Source organism: Flammeovirga agarivorans, from assembly GCF_012641475.1.
Classification (GTDB): domain Bacteria; phylum Bacteroidota; class Bacteroidia; order Cytophagales; family Flammeovirgaceae; genus Flammeovirga; species Flammeovirga agarivorans.
In genome coordinates this window covers 548,729-574,331 of sequence record NZ_JABAIL010000001.1, presented here as the reverse complement: position 1 = coordinate 574,331, position 25,603 = coordinate 548,729, and the positions used below count along the sequence as shown (strand labels likewise).

Sequence of the window (25,603 nt, the reverse complement as noted above, 5' to 3'; positions counted from 1 at the left end):
TAGATATAGAGATGAAAAAAGACCTAGATGTTTCTAGGTCTTTTTTATTTATTCTGATATCTGAAATCTTGATTTCAATGTTTCAATTGCTTTCGTATTTCCAAAAGATGTGTACATATTCAAAGTATTCTGGTACAATTGCTTGGTATCAATCCCACTATCCTTCGCTTGATAAAAGACAGCAAGCTTTCTTAATGCGATCAAGCATTTCAAATCATTCTTATTACTATTAACAAAGTCAAGTGCTTTATCATATAAACCTTGAGCTACTGTATATTCTTTCTTGAAATACCTCCACTCTGCCTCAACAAATGCTACCCAAACATTAAATATATCTGGGGAGTAACCCGCCCAATATTTAAATCGATCCAATATTTTCCTTAAAGAACCTTCATCTTGAACATGATCATTATTGATCTGCACCGCTTTGAGTAAAAGAAGTGCAGGATGTAAAAGATTCCCTTCATACATTTCAGGTTCACTGTCTATCACCATAATTACTTTTTCAAGATTAGAACGCTCCGTAATTTTCTCTAATTGAAAGTAATCTAACACCTCCTCCACTTGAGGGAACATTTCGATTTTCCCTTCTGATAACTCAGAGAAAGTAAGTTTTAAAGCTTCTTCTTTATTATAACCATTAAATAGAAGTAACTGATAATATCTTTTCACATCTCGATTGACAGAAAAGTTATCATTCGATCTTTCAGCATAATTGAAGTAATCTTTAATATGCTGAAGACAAACATCTGTCTTTTCTATCCACGGAAGTATTGTAAAAGCATAATCTGAGTGAAAATTATTGATAAAAAGATCATCGTCTGACTTCATGATCTCAGTAATGGCAAACTTGGCATACTCATGAGCAATTCTGATATCTTCATATCGAGTAATCATATACCTTGCTAATGCTAAACAACCAAAAGCAGTAATTTCAGACTTCCCATTTTCGAATGCATAATTCACAATTTCCAAAGCGACCCATTTATAGGTCTCCCAGTTACTAACTCGGTGGCAGAGAATCAGAGGAGCAATAATTTTGAGATAGTAGGAAGTATCATTTAGAGGTAATTCCTCCAATGAGTTCAAGGCTTCTTTCACATCTCGCTCTCCAACATTTTCTAAAAGCCTCAAATGTTGTAACGATAAGTCCCTGTGTAGCTGCTGCCCTTCATTAGGCATATCAAACCCCATCAAAGGCAGAGATTGCCTTATCCTTTCTATTACTGTGTCAAATGGCTGGTATCTTACAGTAATAGTGAGTAGAGAAAATAATTGGTCAGATAATGTTTTTAAGTCTTCTTCTCTATAGATTTCAGTAAAAAAATCATCTTCTCTAGTTTGATAATCAGGTTGCGATAGTTCTCGTAAAGATTTTAATTCCACAAGTAAATTGTTCGTACAAAATTTTGAATACAGGTAGGATTCTTTCCCTTAAGATAAGAAATATAAGTGGTGACCTTTTTTAAATATCAATATATTACAAAAGTTGCTTTTAAAATTTATTGAACAGACTTCAAATCCTCAACAGGACTCTTTATTCCAACTTTTACAACATGATAACTTACTGTTAGGAAAGTTAATACCAAAGTAACACCACCTGAAAAAATATAAGCTCCAAGATCAATGGTTATAATTTTAGGAAAATTCTCTAACCACAACCTCATTGCTAAATAAGCTGTAGGCCAAGCAATCAAACATGCAGTTCCTACGAGAGTAAAAAATTCTTTAGATAATAATAGCATCGCCTGAATGTTTTCCATTCCTAGAGCTTTTCTAATCGCTATTTCTTTTTTCCTCTGAACAGTAATAAAAGAAGACAACCCGAAAAGTCCCATATTGGCTATAATTACACCGATGATCGAAAATATTAATGATACCCTAGCTAATCGTTCTTCTTTTTGGTAGGATGCTTCAATTTTATCATTCAATGAAAAGACATCCATCAATCGGTAAGGAATCACTTTAGACCATAAGATTTCCAGTTTTCTTTCAACATCTGTCCAATTGGCTCCTGATTTTATTTTTAAAGCTAAAAACTTAATCGCATAGCTCCCTTTTAGTCGCCAAACATTATTGATGTCTATTACAAATGGTTCAATTGGTTTATGTACAGGTTCGTAGTTAAAGTCTTTAACAACACCAGCTATTTTATTAATGTATCCATTCTTACTCCAAAATGTAGTATTCAAGGCCTCCTCTGGACTAGTGTAGCCCATAAAGTCCACAAACGCTTCATTCACATAAATATAACGATTATTATATAATCCTCCATCATTATATAAATCATTTTTTGCAATTATTTTGACATCAAAAACATCAAAAAATTCTGGGTTGGTAACCACTCCTGCATAGAAAGAAGAAGGATAAACTTTGTCTTTTACCTTGAATGAAATAGGGTAATTTTGAACCCAAACGCCCATAATTTCATCAATTCCCGTAACCGCCTCTATTTCATATATATTTAAAAATTCCTTTTTCAGCTTAAAGATCTGATTGGACTGAAACCTTACTTCACCTAGTGGTATTAGCATGACATCTTTAGTATCAAAACCAATATCAGATTCTCTCATGAAATCCAATTGCCTCTTAGAGACATAAGTACTGAACAACAAAAACATCGCAATAATGAATTGTACAATCACACTCCATTTTCTAAATCCTTTTTGTTGTCTACCCATTCGTTTAGACTCCTGTAATCCATCAATAGGTTTAAAACCAGATAGGTAATATAATGGATAGAAGCTAGATAATGCTGCGACAAAAATACCACTACCGCCTATCAAAATAATAAGCTTTTGAGTATCTACCTCTCTTAAGATAAAACCTGAATCACCAAGCATAGGATAAATTAATGGAAACAAGAGTTCCATAAACATTACTGCTCCAAACATGGAAAGTATACTTAAGATAATCGCCTCTACTAAGAACTGAAAAATCAATTCTGTTTGATCTGCTCCTATTGCCTTTCTAATTCCAACCTCCCTCATTCTCGTAGAATAACGTACTGCAGAAAGGTTCATAAAATTAATAGCGGCAATCAGAAGTACCATTAAGGCAATAGATGAGAATATATAGATATACATATAATCTCCATTGGGTGACATCTCAAAATCTAGGTCAGAATATAAATGTATTTCCCAAATAGGCTGTAAATATAACTGCACATAATCTCTCAGATAATCAGGAAATTTAGATTTATCCTGGTAGAGTACTTCAAAATCTGCTTCAAGCTCTTCTGGTTTTACTCCCTCCTTTAATAAAACATAGGTCCAGCAAGGGTTCCATACCCAACGGTCTCTCAGCATTATTTCCTGATCAGTAAGTAAAAGGGTACTAAAAGAGACCAGTATTTCAAAATCTAAGTGAGAAGGGTAATTTGTTTTATCAATTACGCCAGTAATCGTTAAATAGAAGCGGTTTTCATATAGAATTTTTTTACCGATGGGGTCCTCATCTCCAAAGTATTTTTGAGCAATTTCTTTTGTTACAATAGCTGTTTGAGGTTCTTCTAAAGCCGTTGATTGATCACCAGCGATTAAAGGAAAATTAAATATTTTAAAAAAGTCGGGTTCGGTAAAATATAGGTGCTTTTCATTATACTGTCGGTCTTTTGCAAACACCATATGAGAATAAGCCTGATGGTTGAAAAACCGTACAGAAGCATCTACATAGTTCGAATAAAGGGTCTTTAAGGTTGGTCCCAAACCTATTGGTACACTTGCAGATCGTTCACCTATATCCTCAGTATCAATAATTTCGACAATACGATACGTTCTATCATATGCCTTATGGAATTCATCATAAGACATTTCATAGTTGACCAAAAGAAATAATAACGAAAAAAATGCTATACCCATCGACATACCAACGATGTTGATACCCGAATACACTCCATGTTTGAGGAGGTTACGTATGCCTATAAGTATATAATTTCTTAACACTGTTATTTATTTACCTTTATGAAGATTTTCAGTAACAATCTGACCATCAAAAAGATGTATAATTCTACTAGCATAATCTGAAGCTGCTGTAGAGTGGGTTACCATCAAGATAGTAGTTCCTAAGTCATTTAACGATTGAAGGATTTCCATTACTTCGCGCCCTCTTTCAGAGTCTAAGTTACCGGTTGGCTCATCTGCCAATATAAGTTTGGGTTGAGAGACTACAGCTCTTGCTACTGCCACTCTTTGTTGAAGTCCACCAGAAATTTGAGTGGGAAATACATTTTTTTTATGAGAAATTTGAAGTTTATCCATGATTTTTTCTACCCTAAACTTTCGCTCGTTAGGTGCTACTTGCTGGTAAATCAGAGGTAACTCAATATTCTCATAAACAGTAAGATCATCTATTAGATTAAAGCTTTGAAATACAAAACCAATATAATTTCTTCTTAGCTGAGCTCTCTTTTTTGATGAGATATTGACGACATTTTCTCCTTGAAAAATCACTTCTCCCTCCGAGGGTAAATCTAGTAATCCTGCAATATTTAATAAGGTTGATTTACCACATCCAGAAGGGCCCATAATACATACAAATTCTCCCTCATGTATATTCAAAGTCACATGATTAAGAGCAAGAGTTTCATTGTCTTCACTTTTGTAAGACTTGTTGATATTTTGTATTTGTATTATCGGTTTATTCATATTAATTCATGATTACAACTATATCCTACAACAACTATTCATTTTTTGCAGATTTTAAGAACATCAGGGAGTTAAGGTAAAAACACAATTCTTATTTGTGTTCAAAAATGGACTCATCGATCACAGAATTACTGTACAATAAGGTTATTCTATTTTGAGATTTCTAGATAGATGAACACATTTTCAAAAAACTTTATTATTCTTATGATACGAAAATTTATTGACAACCCATTTCTCATAAACCTACCCATTATGTTAACCTTTAAACTACTTATCGAAAATAAAAAACAGGTCTATCACATCATTGAAAAATACAATTTCAGAGTGATCGACTATCGACCTCACTATGAAATCGAGTTCTTTGCAAAAAGTTACCAAGACTTTAACAAGACGTATTTCGATATCACAAATCAGTTACAAAATTTAGATATCAATTATATCTTATCTGATCATTTGTTCGTACCTAATCCCAATAAAAAAGGAGCATAGCAAAAGCTACACTCCAAAGATATTCTGAATGCCTCAAATTGAGGCATTTTTTATTGTAATAATTTCATCTCCGAACATTCGTCCTTATAAACATAACGCAAGATTAACATAATTGCATCATCATCTGTTTTTGCAGGCCCCAACTGTTCAATTCTCTTCATTGTTGAATCTACTGTCCAGATTTTATTTAAATCTTTCCATTCAAAGACAATTCCTTTTACCATAAAGTAGGTTACGCCTCCTTTCTTTCTCTTGTAGACGTTATTAAGATCGTTTTCAAATCTATCACCTTTTGGTGCTCCTACTTTGGCAATTACTTGTCCAGTATTAGGATTCTTGTACAACTCACAAGAACAGTTTCCTTGATATTGTTCTTCTTCAATATCAGTAATATTTAATTCCAATACTCCCCATTTATCGTTTCTACGAACAAGAGTAGCTACCATAGATTCATACCCTTTTGATACAACTTTATTTTTTGTATCAGCCATGATAGTATAGTCTAATGAAAAAGAGGCTACAGCTACATTTCCTTGTACTCTCACCTCATGCATATTAAGGTTTGATTCTCTATGTAAATTTTGATGGTATTGAGAGACAAATACAGCTTTATAATCTGCTTTTCTCAATACATTATGATTTCTAGAACCATCCACACCAATACGAGTGATATTAATTATGGCATCTGGTCTGAAGATATCAGTGATGTTGTTTATTTTTTCAACACTATTGTTAGCATGCTTATTAGCTTCAATGACTCTTTCAATCAGCTCTGCAATTTGCTTATCTTCTTGAGCAAATGATACAGAAGAAATTAACATCAATAAGAAAGCGAACAGGTAACTTAAATTATTTTTTTTCATAGTGTAATTAGATTGATTGCTTTATAACGAGTGTGTTCAATAAATAATTTAAAGAGAATTTTATTAAGTAACACTTAATTTAAGACAAAAAAGGTTCCATCAATAGCTTATTCTCTTATTTCTTGAAGAGATTTTGGTCTTCATAATTTAACTAACGGATAAGGTAAAATGAAGTTTAATCAATCGTTCAATTAAATCTTATCATTTGTTAATACTATAAATATAATCGTTTCATTCAGTTTTCAATAAGTATTTAAATAATCTCATACATTTTTGATTCCATCAATTTTTAAGATCTTTAGATTCTTGAATTTTTTGAATTATGAAAGTTTGTATCGCGGAGAAACCTAGTGTTGCTAGGGATTTGGCTAAAGTATTAGGAGCTACTCAAAAGAGAAATGGGTATTTTGAAGGAAATGGATATCAAGTTACTTGGACCTTTGGGCACTTGTGTACCTTGAAGGAACCACATGATTATGATGCTACCTTAAAAAGGTGGGATCTTGTCACGCTTCCTATTATACCTATTAAATTCGCTATTAAGCTAATTAATAATAGTGGTTCGAAAGAGCAGTTCAAAGTCATTGAAACCCTGGTAAATTCTGCTACTGAAGTGATCAACTGTGGTGATGCTGGCCAAGAAGGAGAGTTAATTCAACGTTGGGTACTTAGACAAGCTAAATGTAAAGTACCTGTAAAACGACTTTGGATTTCTTCATTAACTGAAGAAGCAATTAAAAAAGGATTCAAGAAACTTCAAGAAGAAAAAGACTTTGATTTACTATATGCAGCAGGTAGTGCCAGAGCTATTGGAGATTGGCTATTAGGAATCAATGCTACTAGATTATACACCATTAAATTTGGTGGGTATAAACAATTACTTTCTATTGGTCGAGTACAAACACCTACCCTTGCACTTATTGCTAATCGCTTTTTAGAAATTCAAAACTTCAAAAGTGAAAAATACTGGGAATTAAAAACGAAATATCGAAATGTTACTTTTAATTCTACAAAAGGAAAGTTTACATCAAAAGAAATTGTAGATAAAGGATTAGCTTATATTAAAGACAAGCCTTTTGAAATTACTTCTGCCAATAGAAAAGAAGGCAATGAAGCTCCTCCTTATTTATTTGATCTTACCTCTTTACAAGTAGAGTGTAACAAAAAGTTTAGTTTTTCTGCTGAGCAAACTTTAAAAATTGCTCAAAGCTTATACGAAAAAAAGGTCTTAACCTACCCGAGAGTAGATACAACATATCTACCTAATAATATGTATCCCGAAATTGGACCAACAATGAGAGCATTAACTAAGTTCCAAAATGAAACTGCTCCATTGTTTAAATCTGCTTTCAGAAAAACCAAGAAAATATTCAATGATCAGAAAGTAACCGATCACCATGCAATAATTCCTACCAAAATTGCAGCTCGAAACTTGAATGCCCAAGAAGCTGCAGTCTACGACTTAGTAGCCCTTCGATTTATCGCTGCGTTTTACCCAGACTGTAAAGTAGCAAAAACGGAAGTGATGGGTCAAGTAGATAAGGCTGAGTTTAAAGCTACCGGAAGAGAAATTCTAGATCCGGGTTGGAGGATACTATATAAAAAGGAGGAAGAAGAAGAAGCAAAGAAGAAAAAGAAAAAAGGAGAAGAAGAAGAACAAACTCTCCCCAATTTTGAAGTTGGGGAATCAGGGCCACACACTCCTTCAGTATTAACTAAAGAAACAAAACCACCAAAACTGTTTACGGAAGCTACCTTATTAAGAGCGATGGAAACAGCCGGAAAGAATATTGACGATGAAGAATTAAGAAAAGCAATGAAAGAAAACGGTATTGGCAGACCATCAACTAGAGCCAATATTATTGAAACTCTTTTCAGAAGAAAATATATAGAAAGGCAACGAAAGAATATTATTCCTACACAAGCTGGACTTGACCTCATTGCTACCATTCAAAATGATTTATTAAAATCTGCGGAACTTACTGGTATTTGGGAAAAGAAATTACGACAGATAGAAGACGGCACCTATGAAATTAATCTCTTTATGAATGAGATTAAAGAAATGGTAACTGAAGTCGTACAAAATGTAAAATCAGTACGCTCTAATTTCAAGATTCAGACTCCAACAGAAAGTCTAGTGTCGAAGAAACCAAAAACGAAAAAGAAGAGTGAACAAAAAATATCCCTCACCTGTCCGAAGTGTAAAACAAAGGAAGTAATAAAAGGAAATAGTGCATATGGCTGTCTAGGGTTTAAAGACAAGTCATGTGATTTTCTTATTAAGTTTGACTACGAGAATAAAAAGTTAACAGATAAGCAAATTGAATCTCTTATTATAAAAGGTAGGACACCTGAACTAAAAGGGTTGAAAATTGATGGAAAAACAAAACAAGGCTACCTTATATTAAATAATGAGAGTAAAATTGAATTCAAGGAGACCTTAGAAGCTCCTCTTATATGTCCAAAATGTCAAAAAGGTCAAATTTTAGAGGGAAAATCTGCTTTTGGGTGCTCAAATTGGAAAAATGGGTGTGATTTTAAGGTGCCTTTTGAGAATTACGGTAAAAAAATCACAAAAAATCAGTTAAAATCTCTTATTCAAAAGGGATCCACCCCAAAAATCAAGGGATTTACCGAAAAAAGTGGTAAAAAGTCAAATGGTAGGTTAAAATTCGACCCTAACTTCCAAATATTACTACAAATTGAATAATTGTAGGTTAATTTTTAATCCTACTAATTCAAATTTTCAAACAAAATCATTGCAATCTCCATAAAAAAACACCCTATTTTTTGAAAATATTATATATTTCAAGGAAAACAGGGTATTTTTTTAACCTCACATTTGCAATTCTTAACACGAGACTCTACAATTGTAATATGAAATCAAGGGAGTTAAGTACAAAAGAATCTTCCAATCTTTTTATTTCTCTTCCTTAATAGATGTGAGTGATCCGTTTATTGGGGATCTCTAAGATCCTCACTAAACGGAATATCATCACATTTAAAATGAATATGACACTATCTTATAATTTTTAATTTTTGACTGCAATGTTCTCATCTATTCACCTAATTGCCGATGCAACGTTGGCAACAGAATCAGTCGCTCAAGCTGTAACAGCTGAGCAATTACAAACAGTAAGTCTAACAACAAGCAACGTTTGGATGCTAGTTTCAACAATGCTAGTATTCATCATGGCACTTGGTTTTGCATGTGTTGAAGCGGGTTTCACTCAAGCTAAAAACACAGTAAACATCTTATTCAAAAACACAGTTGATTTAAGTGTAGGTATTATCTCTTACGCTTGGTTTGGTTTCAACTTAATGTACCCAGGCGAATTCAACGGTGTTTTCGGTTTCTCTGGTTGGGGAATCAGCCTTCCTGCAGATTATACTTCTTTAGGTTACGCAGGTGGTGCTTACACTTATTGGACAGACTTCTTATTCCAAGCAATGTTCGCTGCAACTTGTGCGACTATCGTATCAGGAGCGGTTGCTGAACGTATTAAGATTTCTGCTTACTTTATCTTCACTTTCTTCCTTGTAGGTTTCGTTTATCCAGTACTAGGTTCATGGCACTGGGGTGGCGGATGGTTATCTCAAATGGGATTCTATGATTTCGCTGGATCTACAGTAGTACACTCAGTTGGTGGATGGGCAGCTTTAGCTGGTATCATTGCAATTGGTGCTCGTAAAGGTAAATATGTGAACGGTAAAGTAATTGACAAGCCAGGTTCATCAGTTCCTTTAGCTGTAATCGGTGTATTCTTATTATGGTTCGGATGGTTTGGTTTCAACGGTGGATCAGTATTATCAGCTGATGCTGAGTCGATCTCATTAGTATTAGTAACTACAACTTTAGCTGCAGCTGCAGGTGCTATCGGTGGATGGTTAGGTGGTTACATCATGTTCAAGCGTTTTGACTTGGGTATGGTATTAAACGGTATCCTTGCTGGTTTAGTAGGTATTACTGCTGGTGCTGACCAAATGTCACCAAACGAATCAATCCTTATCGGTTTAGTTTGTGGTGTTATCGTAGTATTCTCTGCTGTTGGTATGGACAAATTAAAACTTGATGATTGTGTTGGTGCAGTTTCAGTTCACTTAACTTGTGGTATCATTGGTACTTTAGCAATTGGTGTTCTAGGACAAAAGGCTGGTTTCGATCAGTTCATCACTCAGTTAACTGGTGTAGCTGCTTACGGTGCAGTAGCATTCACAACTTCATTAGCTTTATTCTTCGCCTTGAAATTCACTATCGGTGTAAGAGTATCTGAAGAGCATGAAAACGAAGGTCTTGATAGCCATGAGCATGGTATCCGTGGTTATACTATCACTTTCGATAACTAAGAAATATATATCAATTGGAGAGATTAAATAATCTCTCCAATTGAATTCAAAAATATCCGTTATATGACTTTTAAAAAGTCGTAAAACAACAATCTCACTCTTATAACTTCTACTATTACTCGAAGTTAAAACGTATAGTTACTTCTTTGTGTGCGAAGTAAGTATATGAATCCAACATATTATTATTCACCTCATTTTAATTATTCTACAAGATGAAAACTAAGATTTTCTCCCTAGTTGCACCATTATTGGTAGCAGGATCGTTCGCTATGGCTCAAGATAAAACTGAAGAAGTAGTTATCCCTGAAGAGTCGGTAGAAGAAACAACGGAAGAAGAAGCTAACAAACTTTCTATTTCTGGTTCAGTAGATTTATTCTATAACTATGATTTCGCTGGAACAGATGCAATGAATATCGGTACAAGCTTTAACGAAGGTCAAAACTCTATCAACTTAGGTATGGCTAACGTTATATTATCACAAACATTAGGTAAAGCTTCATTTGTTGCTGACTTATCATTCGGTCCAAGATCTAATGGATCAATCGGAGACGGTAACTTCCACATTCAAAACTTATATGCTTCATACCAATTATCTGAGAAATTATCAGCAACTGCTGGTTTCATGGGTACATTCGTAGGTTATGAAGTAATTTCTCCAACAGGAAACTTCAACTACTCTACTTCATACTTATTCTCTAACGGTCCTTTCCAAAATGCAGGTCTTAAGTTTGATTACTCATTCTCTGACAAAGTTGCATTAATGGTTGGTATCTTTACTAACGAGTGGGATTCATACAATGCTGCTCCTAACTTAGGTATGAGTGGTTTTGGTGCTCAATTATATGTTGCTCCAGTTGACGGTCTTGATGTTTACTTAAACGGTTTCTCTTCTTCTACAAGAACTGTTGTTGACTTAACTGCAGGTTACCAAGTATCTGATGCATTCTACTTAGGTGTTAATGCTGCATGGGCTGACAAGAAAGATGCTTACACAGATGCTGACTTAGGTTTACAAGCTGACCAATTATACTCAGGTGTTGCAACTTACTTACAATACTCTTTAACTGAAACATTTGCTTTAGGTGCTCGTTACGAATACTTCAAAGATATCGCAAGAGTATATGGTGCTGACAACTCTACTGAGGACTTCGACGGTGCAGTTAACGCTGTAACTTTAACTGGTAACGTTGCTTTAGGTCCATTGACAGTAATCCCTGAATTTAGATTCGATACTGCTGACTCAGAAATCTTCTTTGGTAGCAAAGATGCTGAAGCTGCTGGTAACTTAGATTCTAAATCGGCTACTCAAGCTACTTTAGCAGTTGTTTATGCATTCTAAGAATAGCTAACAATACTATTTATATATACGAAGCCGATCAAGCACTCCTTGATCGGCTTTATATTTAAAAAAGACCCTGTTTTTTATAAAAATTCATAAGTTTAAAGGTGTTTGCATGAAAATTCACCCTTAAATCCCATTTTTTCTTGATTTTTTTGAAAATCTAAGTCATATTTACAACATAAACAATTTAACAACTTCAGCTAACGAACTACTGTATGTACTTATCTATTTGTTTATCGGTATTTATCAGAAGTTCGAAGCTTTTGTTTTTTTAATCTCACATTACAATGACAAATCTTCGTTTTAACGCCTTAGAGACAGCTTCATCTAGAAGCGCGAAAAATGTAGAAACTCCGTCAAACAGAATCTCTGATTACTTCGGAGAAGATTGTTTCGGTCTTCCACAAATGAAAGCATCTTTAGCACCTGCTATTTACAAGAAAGTAGAATCAGCTGTTAAACATGGCACTAAAATCGATGAGGCTACTGCTGACGCTGTTGCATCTGCTGTAGCTACTTGGGCAATCTCTAAAGGTGTTACTCACCACACTCACTGGTTCCAACCATTAACTGGTTCATCAGCTGAGAAACATGACTCTTTCTTTGATTACACTAAAGGTATTGAAACGTTCAAAGGTTCTACGTTAACTCAACAAGAGCCAGATGCATCTTCATTCCCTAACGGTGGTATCAGAGCTACTAACCAAGCTCGTGGTTATACAGGTTGGGATCCTTCATCTCCTATTTTCATTAGTAATAATACTTTATGTATCCCTACTATCTTCGTTTCATACACAGGTGATACATTAGATTATAAAACACCATTATTGAAGGCTCAAGAAGCAATCAATAAAGCAACTATCGATGTATGTAACTACTTCGAGGATGGTGTAACTAGTATTTCTGCTTCATTAGGTTGTGAGCAAGAGTACTTCTTAGTTGACAAAGCATTTTATGCTGCTCGTCCTGATTTATATATCACAGGTCGTACATTATTTGGTGCAAAACCTCCACACGGTCAACAATTAGATGACCACTACTTTGGTTCAATTGCTCCAAGAGTTGCAGCATTCATGAAAGACTTCGAATTCCAATGCCATAAATTAGGTATTCCTATTACTACTCGTCACAACGAGGTAGCACCAGGTCAATTCGAAGCAGCTCCATTATACGAAGAAATCAACACTGGTGTAGATCACAACTTGTTGATGATGGACGTTATGGAGAAAGTTGCAGGTGAGCACAACTTCGCTGTATTATTACACGAAAAGCCATTTGCTAACTTGAACGGTTCTGGTAAGCATAACAACTGGTCATTGATCACTAACAAAGGCCGTAACTTATTCCAACCAGAAGGTTCATTATACTTCTTAACTTTCTTAGTAAACACTATCAAAGCTGTTCACCAGTATGGTGATTTATTAAGAGCATCAATTGCTTCTGCAGGTAACGATCACCGTTTAGGTGCAAACGAAGCTCCTCCAGCAATTATGTCAGTATTCTTAGGTTCTACTTTAACTGAATTCTTAAACGAAGTTGCTGAATCAGGTAAATTAGTATACCAAGAAGGTGGTGAAGCATTTATCGAGTTAGGTATCGACAAGATCCCAGGTCTTAAGTTAGATAACACTGACCGTAACCGTACTTCTCCATTTGCATTTACAGGTAACAAGTTTGAGTTCAGAGCGGTAGGTTCACACCAAAACACTGCAACTCCAATGACAGTATTGAACTTGATCGTTGCTGAGCAATTATCACAATTCAAAGCTGCTGTAGACGCTAAGATTGGTGCTGGTACTGACAAAGAGGCTGCTATCAGAGAAGTATTAGTTTCTTACATCAAAGAATCTGAAGCTATCCGTTTCGAAGGTGACGGTTACTCTCAAGAGTGGGTAGATGAGGCTGAATCAAGAGGTCTTTCTAACGTTAAAGATACTCCAAGAGCATTAGACTTCTTCATTTCTTCTGAAGCTAAAGAGATCTTCGCTAAGCACAATGTATTTAGCGAAAAAGAAATCGAAGCTCGTCATGATGTATGGTCTGAGATCTACTCTACTAAGATCGATATCGAGTCTAAGACTATGGAAGAGATCGTATTAAACAAAGTAATCCCTGCTGCTACTAGCTATGTTGCTAAATTAGTTGACTCGGCTGCTAAGTTAAAAGATCTTGGTTTAGACGCTTCTGCAATCGTTACTACTATCGAAGAAGTAACTGGTTTCATGAAGACTGCTAAAGAAGGTGTAGCTGCAATGGTATTAGAGCGTGATAGAGTTCTTGAAATCGAGGACACAAATGCTCAAGCTGTTGAGTTCTGTGATAGCATCAAAACTAAATACTTTGACACTATCCGTGAAGCTGTTGACCGTCTTGAATTATTCGTTGATGACGCTGAATGGCCATTACCGAAATACTCAGAAATGTTATTCCTTAAGTAATTAAGGATATAATATAATGTGGGATGTTTATACACCTCATGATTCTTTGGAGTCATGAGGGCATTTTTCCCACTGAAAACAAGTCATTTATAAAAAAATGCAACTTTTATCTAGGTAATTGTTGCATTTTTTTAATTCTTCATATTATATTTGCAACGCAAAAAAAATGGCGATCGTAGCTCAGTTGGTTAGAGCACCGGTTTGTGGTTCCGGGGGCCGTGGGTTCGAATCCCATCGTTCGCCCAACTTTTAAAGACTTATCAGAAATGGTAAGTCTTTTTTTATTGTGCTAGTTTTTGTTGTTTCAACCAAAGGTCTATGATGGGAAAATGGTCTTCAATTGCTTCCTTTGCTGTGCAGATATTTATATGGTTATAATCTAAAGCATACCCATTATCCTTCGACAAATAAATAAATTGGTCTTTTGTGTTATTCACTTCTTTCATCAACCTTTTTACATCCTGCTGATGCCCCAAGTAATATTCCTTCTTTCCCGTTAAATATAAAGTTGGTGGTAAATCTGATCTTTTTTCAAACGCTTTCAGGTAATCAAAACCATCTGTTGGATCTACCCACTTATCTAAAGAATATACCCAGGATTTACAATCTTGATAAACACCTTTACTTTCATTTTCATCACCAATCTTCATTTCTTTTGCTGGAAAGTAACCCACAATATTTGTGATTAAGCCGGATAGCCATTTCCATACAAGGTCTACTTCAAAAAACTTTTTAAATGATTTTATTGAGATACTTCTCTTAACAGCCAAATAGACCATACTTTTTATTGTTAACTCTGGATGTCTTGCTAAATGTGCCAACATCCATACACCGCCCCAAGAATGTGCAACAATGTGAATATTTACCTTCGCATCATATTCCTGGTTAATTCTATTCAATAATGCTGGTATTTCTTCTTCTATAGCATCAATTTGTCTGTTCTTACTTTTTGAAGAAACAGGGGGAGTACTTTTTCCCCTACCTCTAAAATCAGCAACGAATACATCAAACCCCTTCTGAGCGAGGTATGGAGCAATTCCTTTATCTGAGTTGGAATAAAAAATACGCCCACTTTCGACACTTCCATGAATCATTAAAATAGCTTCTTGGGCATTTTGATGTCGATACCTTTTCACATACAATTGGTCTGATCCAACAGAAACATAAAGTTCGTCTTTTGTGATGTTGTCTATTTGAGGAGAGGTCATTTACTTATTTATTAGTGAGTAATCATTCAATTTATTGAAAATTTGATAAATAAGTCAACAAGTTTCCCCTCATTAAAAATATTCACTACCAAATTTCAGAACAGAATTGTATCTTCGCCTATCAATATTAAGTCTAAATAAGACTTTCATTCGAGATTAGAATAACAAACATGGTCAGTATCGATACATTACCTCACGGAAAGGTTGGAACAATCTGTGAGTTCAAAGATAAAGTGGTAGGTAGTAGACTTATTGAACTTGGTTTATATCCAGGTAAAAAGCTTCAGATTTTAAGAAAAGCACCATTTGGAGGAGCTTTATATATCAAATCTGAACAACAGTCTTTTGCTTTAGGTTTAAAAGAAGCCAAAACTGTATTTGCTACTATAGACTAAGAAATCATGAACAAACAAACCATAGCACTACTAGGCAATCCAAATGTTGGAAAGTCTTCTATATTTAATCAATTAACAGGTTTACGTCAGAAAGTGGGTAACTTTCCAGGAGTTACGGTTGATAAAAAAATCGGAACTACTTCATTAGACAACGACCATAAAGCTACCGTAATTGATTTCCCTGGTACTTACAGTTTATATCCTACTTCATCTGATGAAAGAGTTGTTCTCAACACTTTTGCTAACCCTTCTTCCGAGGATTATCCCGACGCAATTATATATATAGCTGATTCAACAAACCTTGAAAGACACCTATTATTATTATCTCAGGTAAAGGACCTCGGGATCCCAACAGTTTTGGGATTAAATATGTCTGATATCGCTGAAAAAAAAGGGTTTGAATTAGATTTAAAGAAAATTGAGAATGCTTTTAAAGTTCCTGTTGTGAAAATCAATGGACGAACTGGAGAAGGTATCGCCGAGTTAAAAGAGAAAGTTCAACAAGTAATTAGTACTTCTTCTGAATCTACTATTAAAACTTTCAACTTTAGTGCAGTTGAACAAGCTTCTATCATTGATATCAAAAAACTAAATGAAAATATCAACGATTACCAAGCATTACTTTGGGCACATCATTATGATCAGTTACCATTTATAGATCTTTCTTCCAAAGAGGAAATTAAGAATATTACTGAAAAGCATGACTTCAAAGACATGCGACTTCAGATTGACGAAACGCTTCAACGTTATAACTTCATTACACCACTGACTCAAGAAGCTGTAAAAGAAAAAGCTTCTGAAGAAGATAGTTTTAGTGATAAATTAGATAGAATTGTTACTCACAAAGTATTTGGTCCATTAATATTCTTCGGATTATTAATGTTAGTATTCCAGTCTATCTTTTCTTGGGCTTCTGCTCCTATGGATTTCATTGATGAAAGTATTGCTACTATTGGTGAATACCTTAAAGGTGTCATGCCGGAAGGCTGGTTTACGGATCTTGTATTAGACGGTGTACTTGCAGGTCTTGGTGGAGTGCTAGTGTTTGTTCCACAAATTACTATACTTTTCTTCCTTATTTCATTAATGGAAGAGTCTGGTTATATGTCTAGAGCAGTGTATATGTTTGATCGATTGATGATCAAATTTGGTATGAGTGGACGTTCGATTGTATCATTAATTTCTGGAGGTGCCTGTGCAATTCCTGCTGTAATGGCTGCTAGAGCAATTGGCAATTGGAAAGAAAGAATGATTACTATTTTAGTGACGCCATTAATTTCTTGTTCTGCCCGTATTCCTGTTTATGCAATACTGGTCGCCTTCGCTGTACCAGATGAAATGGTATGGGGCGTATTTAACTTACAAGGATTGGCATTTATGGGCTTATATCTATTGGGCATAGTAGTTACATTAATTGCTGGCTTTATTTTCAAGTTAATATTGAAAGCAGATGCGCCTTCATTCCTTGCAATAGAATTACCTTCTTATAAAATGCCTCACTGGAAAAATGTCGCATTAACTGTAAGTGAAAAAGTAAATACTTTTGTTATGGAAGCAGGTAAAGTGATTATGATTGTTTCTATTGTTCTATGGGCTTTAGCATCATATGGTCCTGGAGATAATATTGAAGAAGCTACTCAACTTGCAGAAAAAGAAGCTGAATTTAAAGGCTTCAATCAATTAGAAACTGAAGATTATGTAGCTTCAAAACAAATTGAAGCATCTTATGTAGGTATCATCGGTAAAGGTATTGAGCCAATCTTTGCTCCTCTAGGTTATGATTGGAAAATCTCTATTGCACTGGTTACATCATTTGCCGCAAGAGAAGTTTTTGTAGGTACAATGGCTACTATTTATAGTGTTGGATCTGCCGGTGATGATATTGCACCATTAAGAAAAAGACTTGCAACTGCAGTTGACCCAGTTACAGGAAAACATGAATTTACAAAAGCTACTGCTTTCTCATTGATGATTTTCTATGTATTTGCTATGCAATGTATGTCTACATTAGCGGTAGTAAAAAGAGAAACAAAAAGCTGGAAATGGCCTGTTGTTCAATTTATATATATGAGTGGTTTAGCTTATGTAGGTGCATTAATTGCTTACCATATGTTCTAGTCTAATACAGCTCAAAAAAAAGGGAAGTTTCTAATTGAAACTTCCCTTTTTTTATTCCACTACAGCATAGCCGAAGAGTACATTAAACTTTTTACACCATACCATAACGTATTTATTCTTGGTGTAATCTACTCCAGCAGGAACACTGTATTCTTGAACTCCTGATGTACTTTTTAAGGTCCCTAAATCAATAAACCCGTTTCCATTTACATCTTGTGCTAGGTAAATGTATAGATCTGGACCATCATCAGATTTAAAATTATCTGACATAATTACGGTGTCGTTGACAATTTTCACATCACCTGAAGTTGGATGGGCACTTCCTTGAAAAGATCCCATTAACCCTTCGGTCTCTTCTTCTTCCATGTTTTCATCCATATCCCCAGTTTCAGTATCTTCCTCCGCATCATTATTAGAGTTGGCATCATCATCTTGAGGAGTTAATGTAGATAAGTCTAAAGGCTCAGGCTCTTCATTCTTTGAACAAGAAGTTGAAAAGCATAATGAAAGAACAATGATTGAGAAAATTATTTTTTTCATGATAGTAGTAATTGTAAGCTTGGTAATGTATTGTTTTGCTTGATTCGAATAATTGTTTATCACAAATTACACTTTGAAGTAATATAACTTAAGCCACTTTAATTTTGTTTTTTAGCAATGAAAACAAATACTTTTGATATTGATCATATCACTTTTCCAAGTGTAATTAAATAATAAAACATATACTTTCAATTTATTAGTCGTACTAAAATTAAAATCATGACACTTTCAATCTATCAAATTGATGCTTTTTGTGAAAAAATTTTTAAAGGTAACCCTGCCGCTGTTGTTCCACTTGAAAATTGGATCGATGAAAAGCTGATGCAAAACATAGCAATGGAAAATAATTTAGCAGAAACGGTCTTCTTTGTTTTTCATAAAGATCACTATCAAATAAGATGGTTTACACCCGAAAGTGAGATCCGTTTATGTGGACATGCTACCCTGGCTGCTGCTCATTACTTATTCGAACACACAAAATATAATGACAATAAAGTTGTTTTCAAATCCCATTTAAGTGGTGAATTAATTGTAGAAAAAAATGAGAATGGATTAACGTTGGATTTCCCAAGTCAGAAAGCCAGTGCTATTACTAAACCTTTATTTATTGAGAAAGCATTAGGAAAAACAGTACAACAGTGTTATGAACAAGGTATGTTTATAGTTGCAGAATTAGACTCTGAAGAAGAAGTCCGTTCTCTAACTCCAGATTTCAATTTAATCAATAAAGAAAGTCCAGACTTAGGTATTATCGCTACAGCAAAAGGAGATAATGTTGATTTTGTTTCTAGATTTTTTCATCCTGGTATTGGTATCAATGAAGACCCTGTTACAGGATCAGCTCATACTGTTTTAATTCCTTTTTGGTCTGAAAAGCTAAATAAAAAGCACATGATTGCTCATCAAATTTCAAAAAGAGGTGGTGTATTACATTGTGTAGACAAGGGAGAAAGAGTATTGATATCAGGCAAAGCTGTTACATATTTAAAAGGAGAGATTTTCGTTTAGAAAAATCAGATGAATTGAAATATGGATTTTCTGTTGAATATTGTTAATAAAAAAATCAATTCTGATGACAACAATCCTCACTTTCAATTCTATCTATGACTACCTTTGTAATTGAATTTCTCTGTAAAAATGATTATGGATAATAAGACACTAATTCGAAAATACAACGTTCCCGGACCAAGATACACCAGCTACCCTACTGTACCCTATTGGGATAATGACCCTACTGTAGAGCAATGGTCTGAACATGTTGCTCAAGCTTTTAAAGCAAGTAATGCAAAAGATGGTATCAGTATATACATTCATCTTCCTTATTGTGAGAAGCTATGTACTTTCTGCGGGTGTAACAAACGAATTACAATCAACCACTCGGTTGAAGATTCATATATCGATGCTTTACTAAAAGAATGGAAAATGTATGTTTCTATTTTTGGTGAGGAAAAAGCAAAAATCAAAGAAATTCATCTAGGGGGAGGAACTCCAACGTTCTTTAGCCCAGAAAACTTACAAAGGTTAACGAAAGGAATTTTTGAATTTGCTGAACTTCATGAAGATGCTGAGATGGGTTTTGAAGCCAACCCAGTAAATACAACAGTAGAACATTTACAAGCTCTTTTTGATGTTGGGTATACAAGAATTAGCTTAGGAATTCAAGATTTTGACCCAGTTGTTCAGAAAGCTATTAATAGAGTTCAATCTTACGAACAAGTAGAATTTGTGACCAATGAAGCAAGAAGAATTGGTTATACTTCTGTCAACTTTGATTTAGTATTTGGTTTGCCATTCCAAAAATTAGAATGTGTAAAAGATACTATCGCAAAGTCTAACGCTTTAAGACCTGATAGAATTGCTTACTATTCTTACGCACATGTACCTTGGACTGCTCCAGGACAACGTGGTTTTTCAGAAGAAGATTTACCTTCTAATGAAGAGAAAAGAGCATTGTATGAAGTAGGAAAAGAAATGTTTGAAAAGGCTGGCTATGTAGAAATTGGTATGGACCACTTTGCACTACCAACAGATGGGCTAGCAATCGCTGCTGATAAAAAAGCACTGCACCGTAATTTTATGGGTTATGCACCTACTTATACTCAATTAATGGTAGGTCTTGGATGTTCATCGATCTCAGATTCTTGGACTTCTTTTGCTCAAAATATTAAAAAGGTTGAAGACTATAAAGCTGTAATTGAAGATGGAAAATTACCTATCTATCGAGGACATGTTTTATCTGAAGAAGACTTATTGGTACGAAAGCATATTCTAAATATCATGTGTCACTTCGAAACAGAATGGGACGATATGACCGCTCAATTGCCTCTATTTGCGAATCTAGACGAAAAGCTAGAAGAAATGCAAAAAGATGGTTTAGTGATCGTAAATGATAGATCCTTAGAAGTAACAGAAAAAGGAAGACCTTTTGTAAGGAATATTTGCATGACGCTAGATGCGAGAATGTTGGTTGCAAAACCACAATCAAGAATTTTCTCATCAACAATATAAATTAAAAAGGCTAAGTAGAAATATTTAGCCTTTTTTATTAAAAAGAAAGAGTGAGAAGTCAATAAACTTCATCACTCTATACTCTTAACTATCTAAATTGTCTGGAACGACTTCTTTGCTATGCAGTAGCTTTCTCTTTCTTTGGAATTTCACCAAAAGTATCTACCACAATAGAGTAAAACTCATCTATCAAAGCTTGGTTTGTCAATGAACTATTCATTGGTTTTTGATCTGATATTGAGCCTAACATTTTTTTCTCTGGTGCTCCTAATACATCTCCATTTTCTCCATATTTTCCTTCAATAGCATCAACATATTTTTGTGCAGCAGCCACTGGGCTTTGAGCTAACCCGAAGAAAGCCATAATTCCAAAACCGATTTTTTCGAATATAAAACGTTCAAAGGCAGGCTTAGAAGCCAAACCATTGGTACCATACGTTAAACCAGGCGTAAACCATACCGTTTGGAATTCATCCTTATATAACTCCGCCAATTTCTGAACTAAAATAGCAGAACTGTACTTGCTTACTCCCATGGCATTCATATCAACATATTTTGATTTCACATTACCATAGACATATTGATTTAGATGTTGTGCTGAAGTAAACTCAGGTTTTTCAATCATTCCAGGAATTCCTCTTGCTCCTTCGCCTCCTGCAAATATCACTCGGGCATTTGGTTTCAATAACCCTCTTCTTTTTAGATGAAAAAGTGTTACGTAACCTCCAAGAGTATTTTGGAAAATGGTTCTTTCTATTTTCTTTCCTTTATAATTGATAAACTCGAAATCTTTACCAAAAACAACTCCCCCTGCTTGAAGAAAAACCACATCAAAAGGTTTATTAGCAGGTAAAGCATTTACCGCTTTCTCAATTTCATCAGGATTGTTCATATCAAAACCTCCTGCTACTTCTAAACCATCTACTTTGTATGGCTGAATTTCTGTAACTATTTCCTGTTTTGCTTTTTCGGCTTTACCTTCAGTTCTACAAGCCATAACAATTCTGTTATATCCTTTTTTAGCTAATAGTTTAGTAGTTTCTTTTCCCATTCCGCCATTTGCACCGGTGATAAGAACTGATTGCGATTGAGGTTGTAATGTTTCCATAGTAGATAAGAGTTTTATAGTTTTTTATTTTCTGAACATTACAAAGGTGGTCGATTTCTACAAGGATCAATTGGCGAAAAAGATCAAAGAATTGGAAAATAAGTTCACAAAAAAAGGAAGTCAAAATCGACTTCCTTTATATTTCTTATGCATATATTTTATTCCCAAAAATACTCTTCTGAAAATCTTTCGGGGTGGTATTGTATCTCTTTTTAAATGAAGTAGTAAAATGACTTGCACTTGCAAAACCTAAATCCATAGCAATCATCATGATCGATTTTTGCCCTTCGATTAATAGTTTCTTTGACTCATCCAATCGAATATCATGATGGTACTTATGAATCGTAATACCAAAAGTTTCTTTAAAGAGCACTCTTAATCTACTACCACTTAACCCACATTCTCTTGCTAAGTAATCGATATTGAGGTTTTCATTTTTTACATCATTCAATATCTGTTTTGCTTTAAAAACAGGTTCGACATGAAAGTTATATGTATTTGAGGCTTCAATATTCTTTCGTTCTTCGATTCTTAAGAAGAATGTCGCCAGTAAGTGTTTAGCATAGATTTCTATATGTTCTTTTGCAAAAGGAGTTGAAATATCCACATCCATAAGGTTATTAAAGATGTTTCTCATGCTTAAATCTAATTCTTCATATACAAAGAAGTGCTTAGAGGTATCAAATAGTTTTTTGATATTTTCTGTTGAGTTGACATACTTTTCAAAAGCATTGTTCTTAACTCTTACAGAAATCAACTTCATGTGCTTATTGATATTATTTTCATTCGAACAATCTAAGTGGGTGAAAGCGTTAGAAGAAAAGCCACCTATCGAAGTGGTATTCATTTTTGTAAGCGTACCATCCTCATTACTCATCACTTTGATTGATTTACTTAAGGGCTCCCCGAAATAAATAGGAACTTCATAATCTTGAAAAGGTTCTTTACCAGATGCTTTTAAATGGACAGGCTTAAGAATTGTAAAATCATATCTCAATAAATCCATATCCTCAGATATTGAGAAGCCTTCTATTGTTCCTATGGCTTTATCATTATTAATGGTTACAATATTGTTATTCACTGCTCCTCCTAATAACTCGGCCCATTTTTGTAAGGCATTATTTAAACTCTTGTTAAACATAGTGTGCAAAAAAATTAGTTATAAAAAATAGGTTAGTATAAAAAATAAAGTCAGAAACATCTAGTATTACTCTATGGTGTCCAGACACTGTTCTATTATTTTACGGAGGATGTATTAAGGATAATCACAAAAAATGATTAAAATCTATAAGAAAAAGCAAATCCTATTTAAGGTTTTTAAACAATTTTGGAATAAATGGTTTACGAAGTTTTTTTTCGAAAAAAATCAACTGTTTTTTAAAATGGCACTACTATAAGAAGTTCGTTGAAGTAACTATAATAACACGCCCATAAAGCTACAATCTAAAGACTTTCAATCTTTAAAAACACATTTAAAATAACAAAGTAGACTATATTATGAATTTTACATGAGCAACAACCATTGATTTAAATATCTGTTGCTTATTAGATTATGCAAGATAAATTGAAAAAAGAGGTTGACTTATAGTTAAGACAACCTCTTTCTCTTTATATAAAATTGATGAACTATGCAGAAAGTTTACTTGCATATTCTTTTTTCTGAAACTCTTTGGGAGTGATATTAAATCGTTTCTTAAATGCCATGGTAAAATGACTTGCACTAGAGAAACCTAATTCCATTGCAATCATCATGATTGTCATATTTCCTTCCAACAACATTTTTCTAGAAGTTTCTAATCTTTCATCTTGCTGGAATTGATGAATCGTAATTCCGAATGTTTCTTTAAATAATGCTCTTAAACGGCTCCCACTTAATCCACATTCTTTAGACAATTCATCGATGGTGATTTTTGTATTGGCTTTATCCTTTAAGATTTCCTTCGCCTTATATACAGGATCTAAATGGTAAGTGTATTTATTGGATTTACTAATTGTCTTTCTATCATTCACTTTTGTGAAGAACGATGTCACTAAAAATTTAGCATAAACTTCGAAGTGATCTAGTGCGTAATCAGAATCTTCAGAAATTTCATATAATCTATTGAAAGTCTCTTTCATACTAGAATCAAACTCTTCATAGATAAAGTATTCTTTTTCTGAATTAAAAAGAGAACGAATATTTTCTGACTTTGAAATATATTTTTGGAAAACATCATTACGTAATCTTATTGAGATAAAACGTAATGGCTTGCCCATATTTTCTGTATAATCTAAACCTAACGATCTATACGAATTAGAACAAAATGCACCGATTGAATTAATATTAATTTTATCTACAGAACCATCCTCTTCGTTAATCATTAATTTATTATCAACTGGCTCACCGAAAAGGATCGGAACATATTCTAATACTTCTTTATCATCAAAAGTGTCAAATTTAAATTCAATCCCTTTTCTTAATGTATAATCAAATAATAACATTTCTAACTCATCAGAAATATGGTAAGCATGTACGATACCTTTTCCAATGTTATTATTAAATCTCATTGTATTGCCTTCAATATTTCCTTGAAATAATAATTTCCAAAAACGTAGGGATTGATTTAATAGATTATTTTGCATAGTATTTAAAAGTGTAATGATGATTTCTTTTATAAATCTGCCGGGTAAGATGTAATCATATTTCGATATATTTCCGATAGATAGTTATATATACGGGTTTAACAGTGTCTTAAAATATCAAAAATATATCTAATACTATCAAAATACGATTACTCCCCCCTTTTGAGTTACAAACACTCGGTAGGTATTCACATTCATTACACTTCATTAAAGAAATGTTGTTAAAAAAGGCGTTCTACAACCATCATTAACTCGCTTAATATCATCGCAGTAGCTCCCCAAACAGTATGACCGTTTACATCAAAAGAAGGGGTTTTATACATTAAACCATTACTCATCTTGAAAGTATACTCTTTGTGGTTGGCAGGATCTTGCAATTGACTTAATGTAGTTTCTACGACTTTAGCTACTTCAAAAGTATCAATATCGTACTCAAAACGTTCATCGTATTTCGCTACTACTGGTACTACATGCATGTTCGAAGGTGGTATATAGATATCTGATAACGTACCTAATACGGCTGATCTTTCTACCTTAATACCAATTTCTTCTTCACACTCTCTTAAGGCAGTATAAATCATATCTTCATCAGTGTCGTCATATTTTCCTCCGGGAAAAGCCATTTGTCCACTATGCACTCCATCATAAGATGGTCTTTGGATAAGGGGAAACTTCCAAGTATTTCCATCTTCTTTCATAAGAATTAAAACAGCAGCTTTTCTTGCCCCTTCTGGTATTTTTTGTGGTGTGATTTGTTGTCTTTGTGTAGAAGACATAAAATCATGAGCGAACCTACCGGGTAATTGATCGTCTAATTGTTCCTTTAATTTTGATTGCCAGTTATCTACTATGCCTTGTGTATATTTCATGTTTATTAATTTATGTTCTAATGTAGAAAGATGATGAGTCTATATTCAACTTCGCACTTTATTTAAGATACGAAAAAGATCTGGATTTTGTGACAGTTAACTACCTCTA

General features: G+C 34.1%; 19 protein-coding genes and 1 tRNA gene. 10 read left to right on the top strand and 10 right to left on the bottom strand.

Features of this window, described 5'->3' with window-relative positions:
- Positions 1-48: 48 nt before the first annotated feature.
- The 3 genes from HGP29_RS02405 to HGP29_RS02395 form a co-directional block, all read right to left on the bottom strand.
- Positions 49-1,386 carry a hypothetical protein gene (locus HGP29_RS02405; protein WP_168880715.1) on the bottom strand — a complete coding sequence of 446 codons (1,338 nt, stop codon included), beginning with the start codon at positions 1,384-1,386 and terminating at the stop codon, positions 49-51.
- A 116-nt stretch (positions 1,387-1,502) separates the two neighbouring features.
- Positions 1,503-3,944: an ABC transporter permease gene (locus tag HGP29_RS29050; RefSeq protein ID WP_168880714.1), complete on the bottom strand. Its 2,442-nt coding sequence runs from the start codon at positions 3,942-3,944 to the stop codon at positions 1,503-1,505.
- A gap of 6 nt (positions 3,945-3,950) precedes the next feature.
- Positions 3,951-4,634, bottom strand: a complete 684-nt coding sequence (locus HGP29_RS02395) for an ABC transporter ATP-binding protein (RefSeq protein ID WP_168881222.1) — start codon at positions 4,632-4,634, stop codon at positions 3,951-3,953.
- Positions 4,635-4,898: 264 nt separating this feature from the next.
- On the opposite strand from HGP29_RS02395, the gene HGP29_RS02390 reads away from it, so the two are divergent.
- Positions 4,899-5,135 carry a hypothetical protein gene (locus HGP29_RS02390; protein ID WP_211093177.1) on the top strand — a complete coding sequence of 79 codons (237 nt, stop codon included), beginning with the start codon at positions 4,899-4,901 and terminating at the stop codon, positions 5,133-5,135.
- A gap of 50 nt (positions 5,136-5,185) precedes the next feature.
- Here the strand turns inward: HGP29_RS02390 and HGP29_RS02385 are convergent, their stop codons facing one another.
- Positions 5,186-5,998, bottom strand: a complete 813-nt coding sequence (locus tag HGP29_RS02385) for a hypothetical protein (RefSeq protein WP_168880712.1) — start codon at positions 5,996-5,998, stop codon at positions 5,186-5,188.
- Between the two features lie 322 nt (positions 5,999-6,320).
- Between HGP29_RS02385 and HGP29_RS02380 the strand changes: the two genes are divergently transcribed.
- The 5 genes from HGP29_RS02380 (at position 6,321) to HGP29_RS02360 (ending at position 14,369) form a co-directional block, all read left to right on the top strand.
- Positions 6,321-8,708 (top strand): type IA DNA topoisomerase, encoded by a 2,388-nt coding sequence (locus HGP29_RS02380; protein WP_168880711.1) that lies wholly within the window; start codon positions 6,321-6,323, stop codon positions 8,706-8,708.
- Between the two features lie 338 nt (positions 8,709-9,046).
- A complete protein-coding gene (locus tag HGP29_RS02375) occupies positions 9,047-10,345 on the top strand; it encodes an ammonium transporter (RefSeq protein ID WP_168880710.1) in 1,299 nt (432 codons plus the stop codon).
- Between the two features lie 212 nt (positions 10,346-10,557).
- Positions 10,558-11,685 carry an outer membrane beta-barrel protein gene (locus tag HGP29_RS02370; RefSeq protein WP_168880709.1) on the top strand — a complete coding sequence of 376 codons (1,128 nt, stop codon included), beginning with the start codon at positions 10,558-10,560 and terminating at the stop codon, positions 11,683-11,685.
- Between the two features lie 290 nt (positions 11,686-11,975).
- The gene (locus HGP29_RS02365; RefSeq protein WP_168880708.1) at positions 11,976-14,126 is read left to right on the top strand and encodes a glutamine synthetase III family protein; all 2,151 of its coding nucleotides are present in this window, start codon (positions 11,976-11,978) and stop codon (positions 14,124-14,126) included.
- Positions 14,127-14,295: 169 nt separating this feature from the next.
- Positions 14,296-14,369 (top strand) — tRNA-His (locus HGP29_RS02360).
- Positions 14,370-14,407: 38 nt separating this feature from the next.
- Here the strand turns inward: HGP29_RS02360 and HGP29_RS02355 are convergent.
- A complete protein-coding gene (locus HGP29_RS02355; protein ID WP_168880707.1) occupies positions 14,408-15,334 on the bottom strand; it encodes an alpha/beta fold hydrolase in 927 nt (308 codons plus the stop codon).
- A gap of 170 nt (positions 15,335-15,504) precedes the next feature.
- Between HGP29_RS02355 and HGP29_RS02350 the strand changes: the two genes are divergently transcribed.
- Both HGP29_RS02350 and feoB read left to right on the top strand, forming a co-directional pair.
- Positions 15,505-15,729 carry a FeoA family protein gene (locus tag HGP29_RS02350; protein WP_168880706.1) on the top strand — a complete coding sequence of 75 codons (225 nt, stop codon included), beginning with the start codon at positions 15,505-15,507 and terminating at the stop codon, positions 15,727-15,729.
- Positions 15,730-15,735: 6 nt separating this feature from the next.
- The gene (gene feoB, locus HGP29_RS02345; protein WP_168880705.1) at positions 15,736-17,847 is read left to right on the top strand and encodes a ferrous iron transport protein B; all 2,112 of its coding nucleotides are present in this window, start codon (positions 15,736-15,738) and stop codon (positions 17,845-17,847) included.
- Between the two features lie 51 nt (positions 17,848-17,898).
- Here feoB and HGP29_RS02340 read toward each other — a convergent pair whose 3' ends face one another.
- Positions 17,899-18,387: a DM13 domain-containing protein gene (locus tag HGP29_RS02340; protein ID WP_168880704.1), complete on the bottom strand. Its 489-nt coding sequence runs from the start codon at positions 18,385-18,387 to the stop codon at positions 17,899-17,901.
- A 219-nt stretch (positions 18,388-18,606) separates the two neighbouring features.
- On the opposite strand from HGP29_RS02340, the gene HGP29_RS02335 reads away from it, so the two are divergent.
- Both HGP29_RS02335 and hemN read left to right on the top strand, forming a co-directional pair.
- Complete coding sequence (locus HGP29_RS02335; protein WP_168880703.1) at positions 18,607-19,395, top strand: PhzF family phenazine biosynthesis protein; 789 nt, start codon at positions 18,607-18,609, stop codon at positions 19,393-19,395.
- 135 nt (positions 19,396-19,530) lie between these two features.
- Positions 19,531-20,895, top strand: coding sequence for an oxygen-independent coproporphyrinogen III oxidase (hemN, locus tag HGP29_RS02330; RefSeq protein ID WP_168880702.1), 1,365 nt, complete (start codon positions 19,531-19,533; stop codon positions 20,893-20,895).
- Between the two features lie 118 nt (positions 20,896-21,013).
- On the opposite strand, the gene HGP29_RS02325 is transcribed toward hemN, so the two are convergent.
- The 4 genes from HGP29_RS02325 to HGP29_RS02310 form a co-directional block, all read right to left on the bottom strand.
- Positions 21,014-22,003, bottom strand: coding sequence for an SDR family NAD(P)-dependent oxidoreductase (locus tag HGP29_RS02325; RefSeq protein WP_168880701.1), 990 nt, complete (start codon positions 22,001-22,003; stop codon positions 21,014-21,016).
- A gap of 145 nt (positions 22,004-22,148) precedes the next feature.
- Positions 22,149-23,144: a helix-turn-helix domain-containing protein gene (locus HGP29_RS02320; protein ID WP_168880700.1), complete on the bottom strand. Its 996-nt coding sequence runs from the start codon at positions 23,142-23,144 to the stop codon at positions 22,149-22,151.
- A 485-nt stretch (positions 23,145-23,629) separates the two neighbouring features.
- On the bottom strand, positions 23,630-24,625 hold the full coding sequence (locus HGP29_RS02315; RefSeq protein ID WP_168880699.1) for an AraC family transcriptional regulator: 996 nt from the start codon (positions 24,623-24,625) through the stop codon (positions 23,630-23,632).
- A gap of 221 nt (positions 24,626-24,846) precedes the next feature.
- Positions 24,847-25,494: an NUDIX hydrolase gene (locus HGP29_RS02310; protein WP_168880698.1), complete on the bottom strand. Its 648-nt coding sequence runs from the start codon at positions 25,492-25,494 to the stop codon at positions 24,847-24,849.
- Positions 25,495-25,603 lie beyond the last annotated feature (109 nt).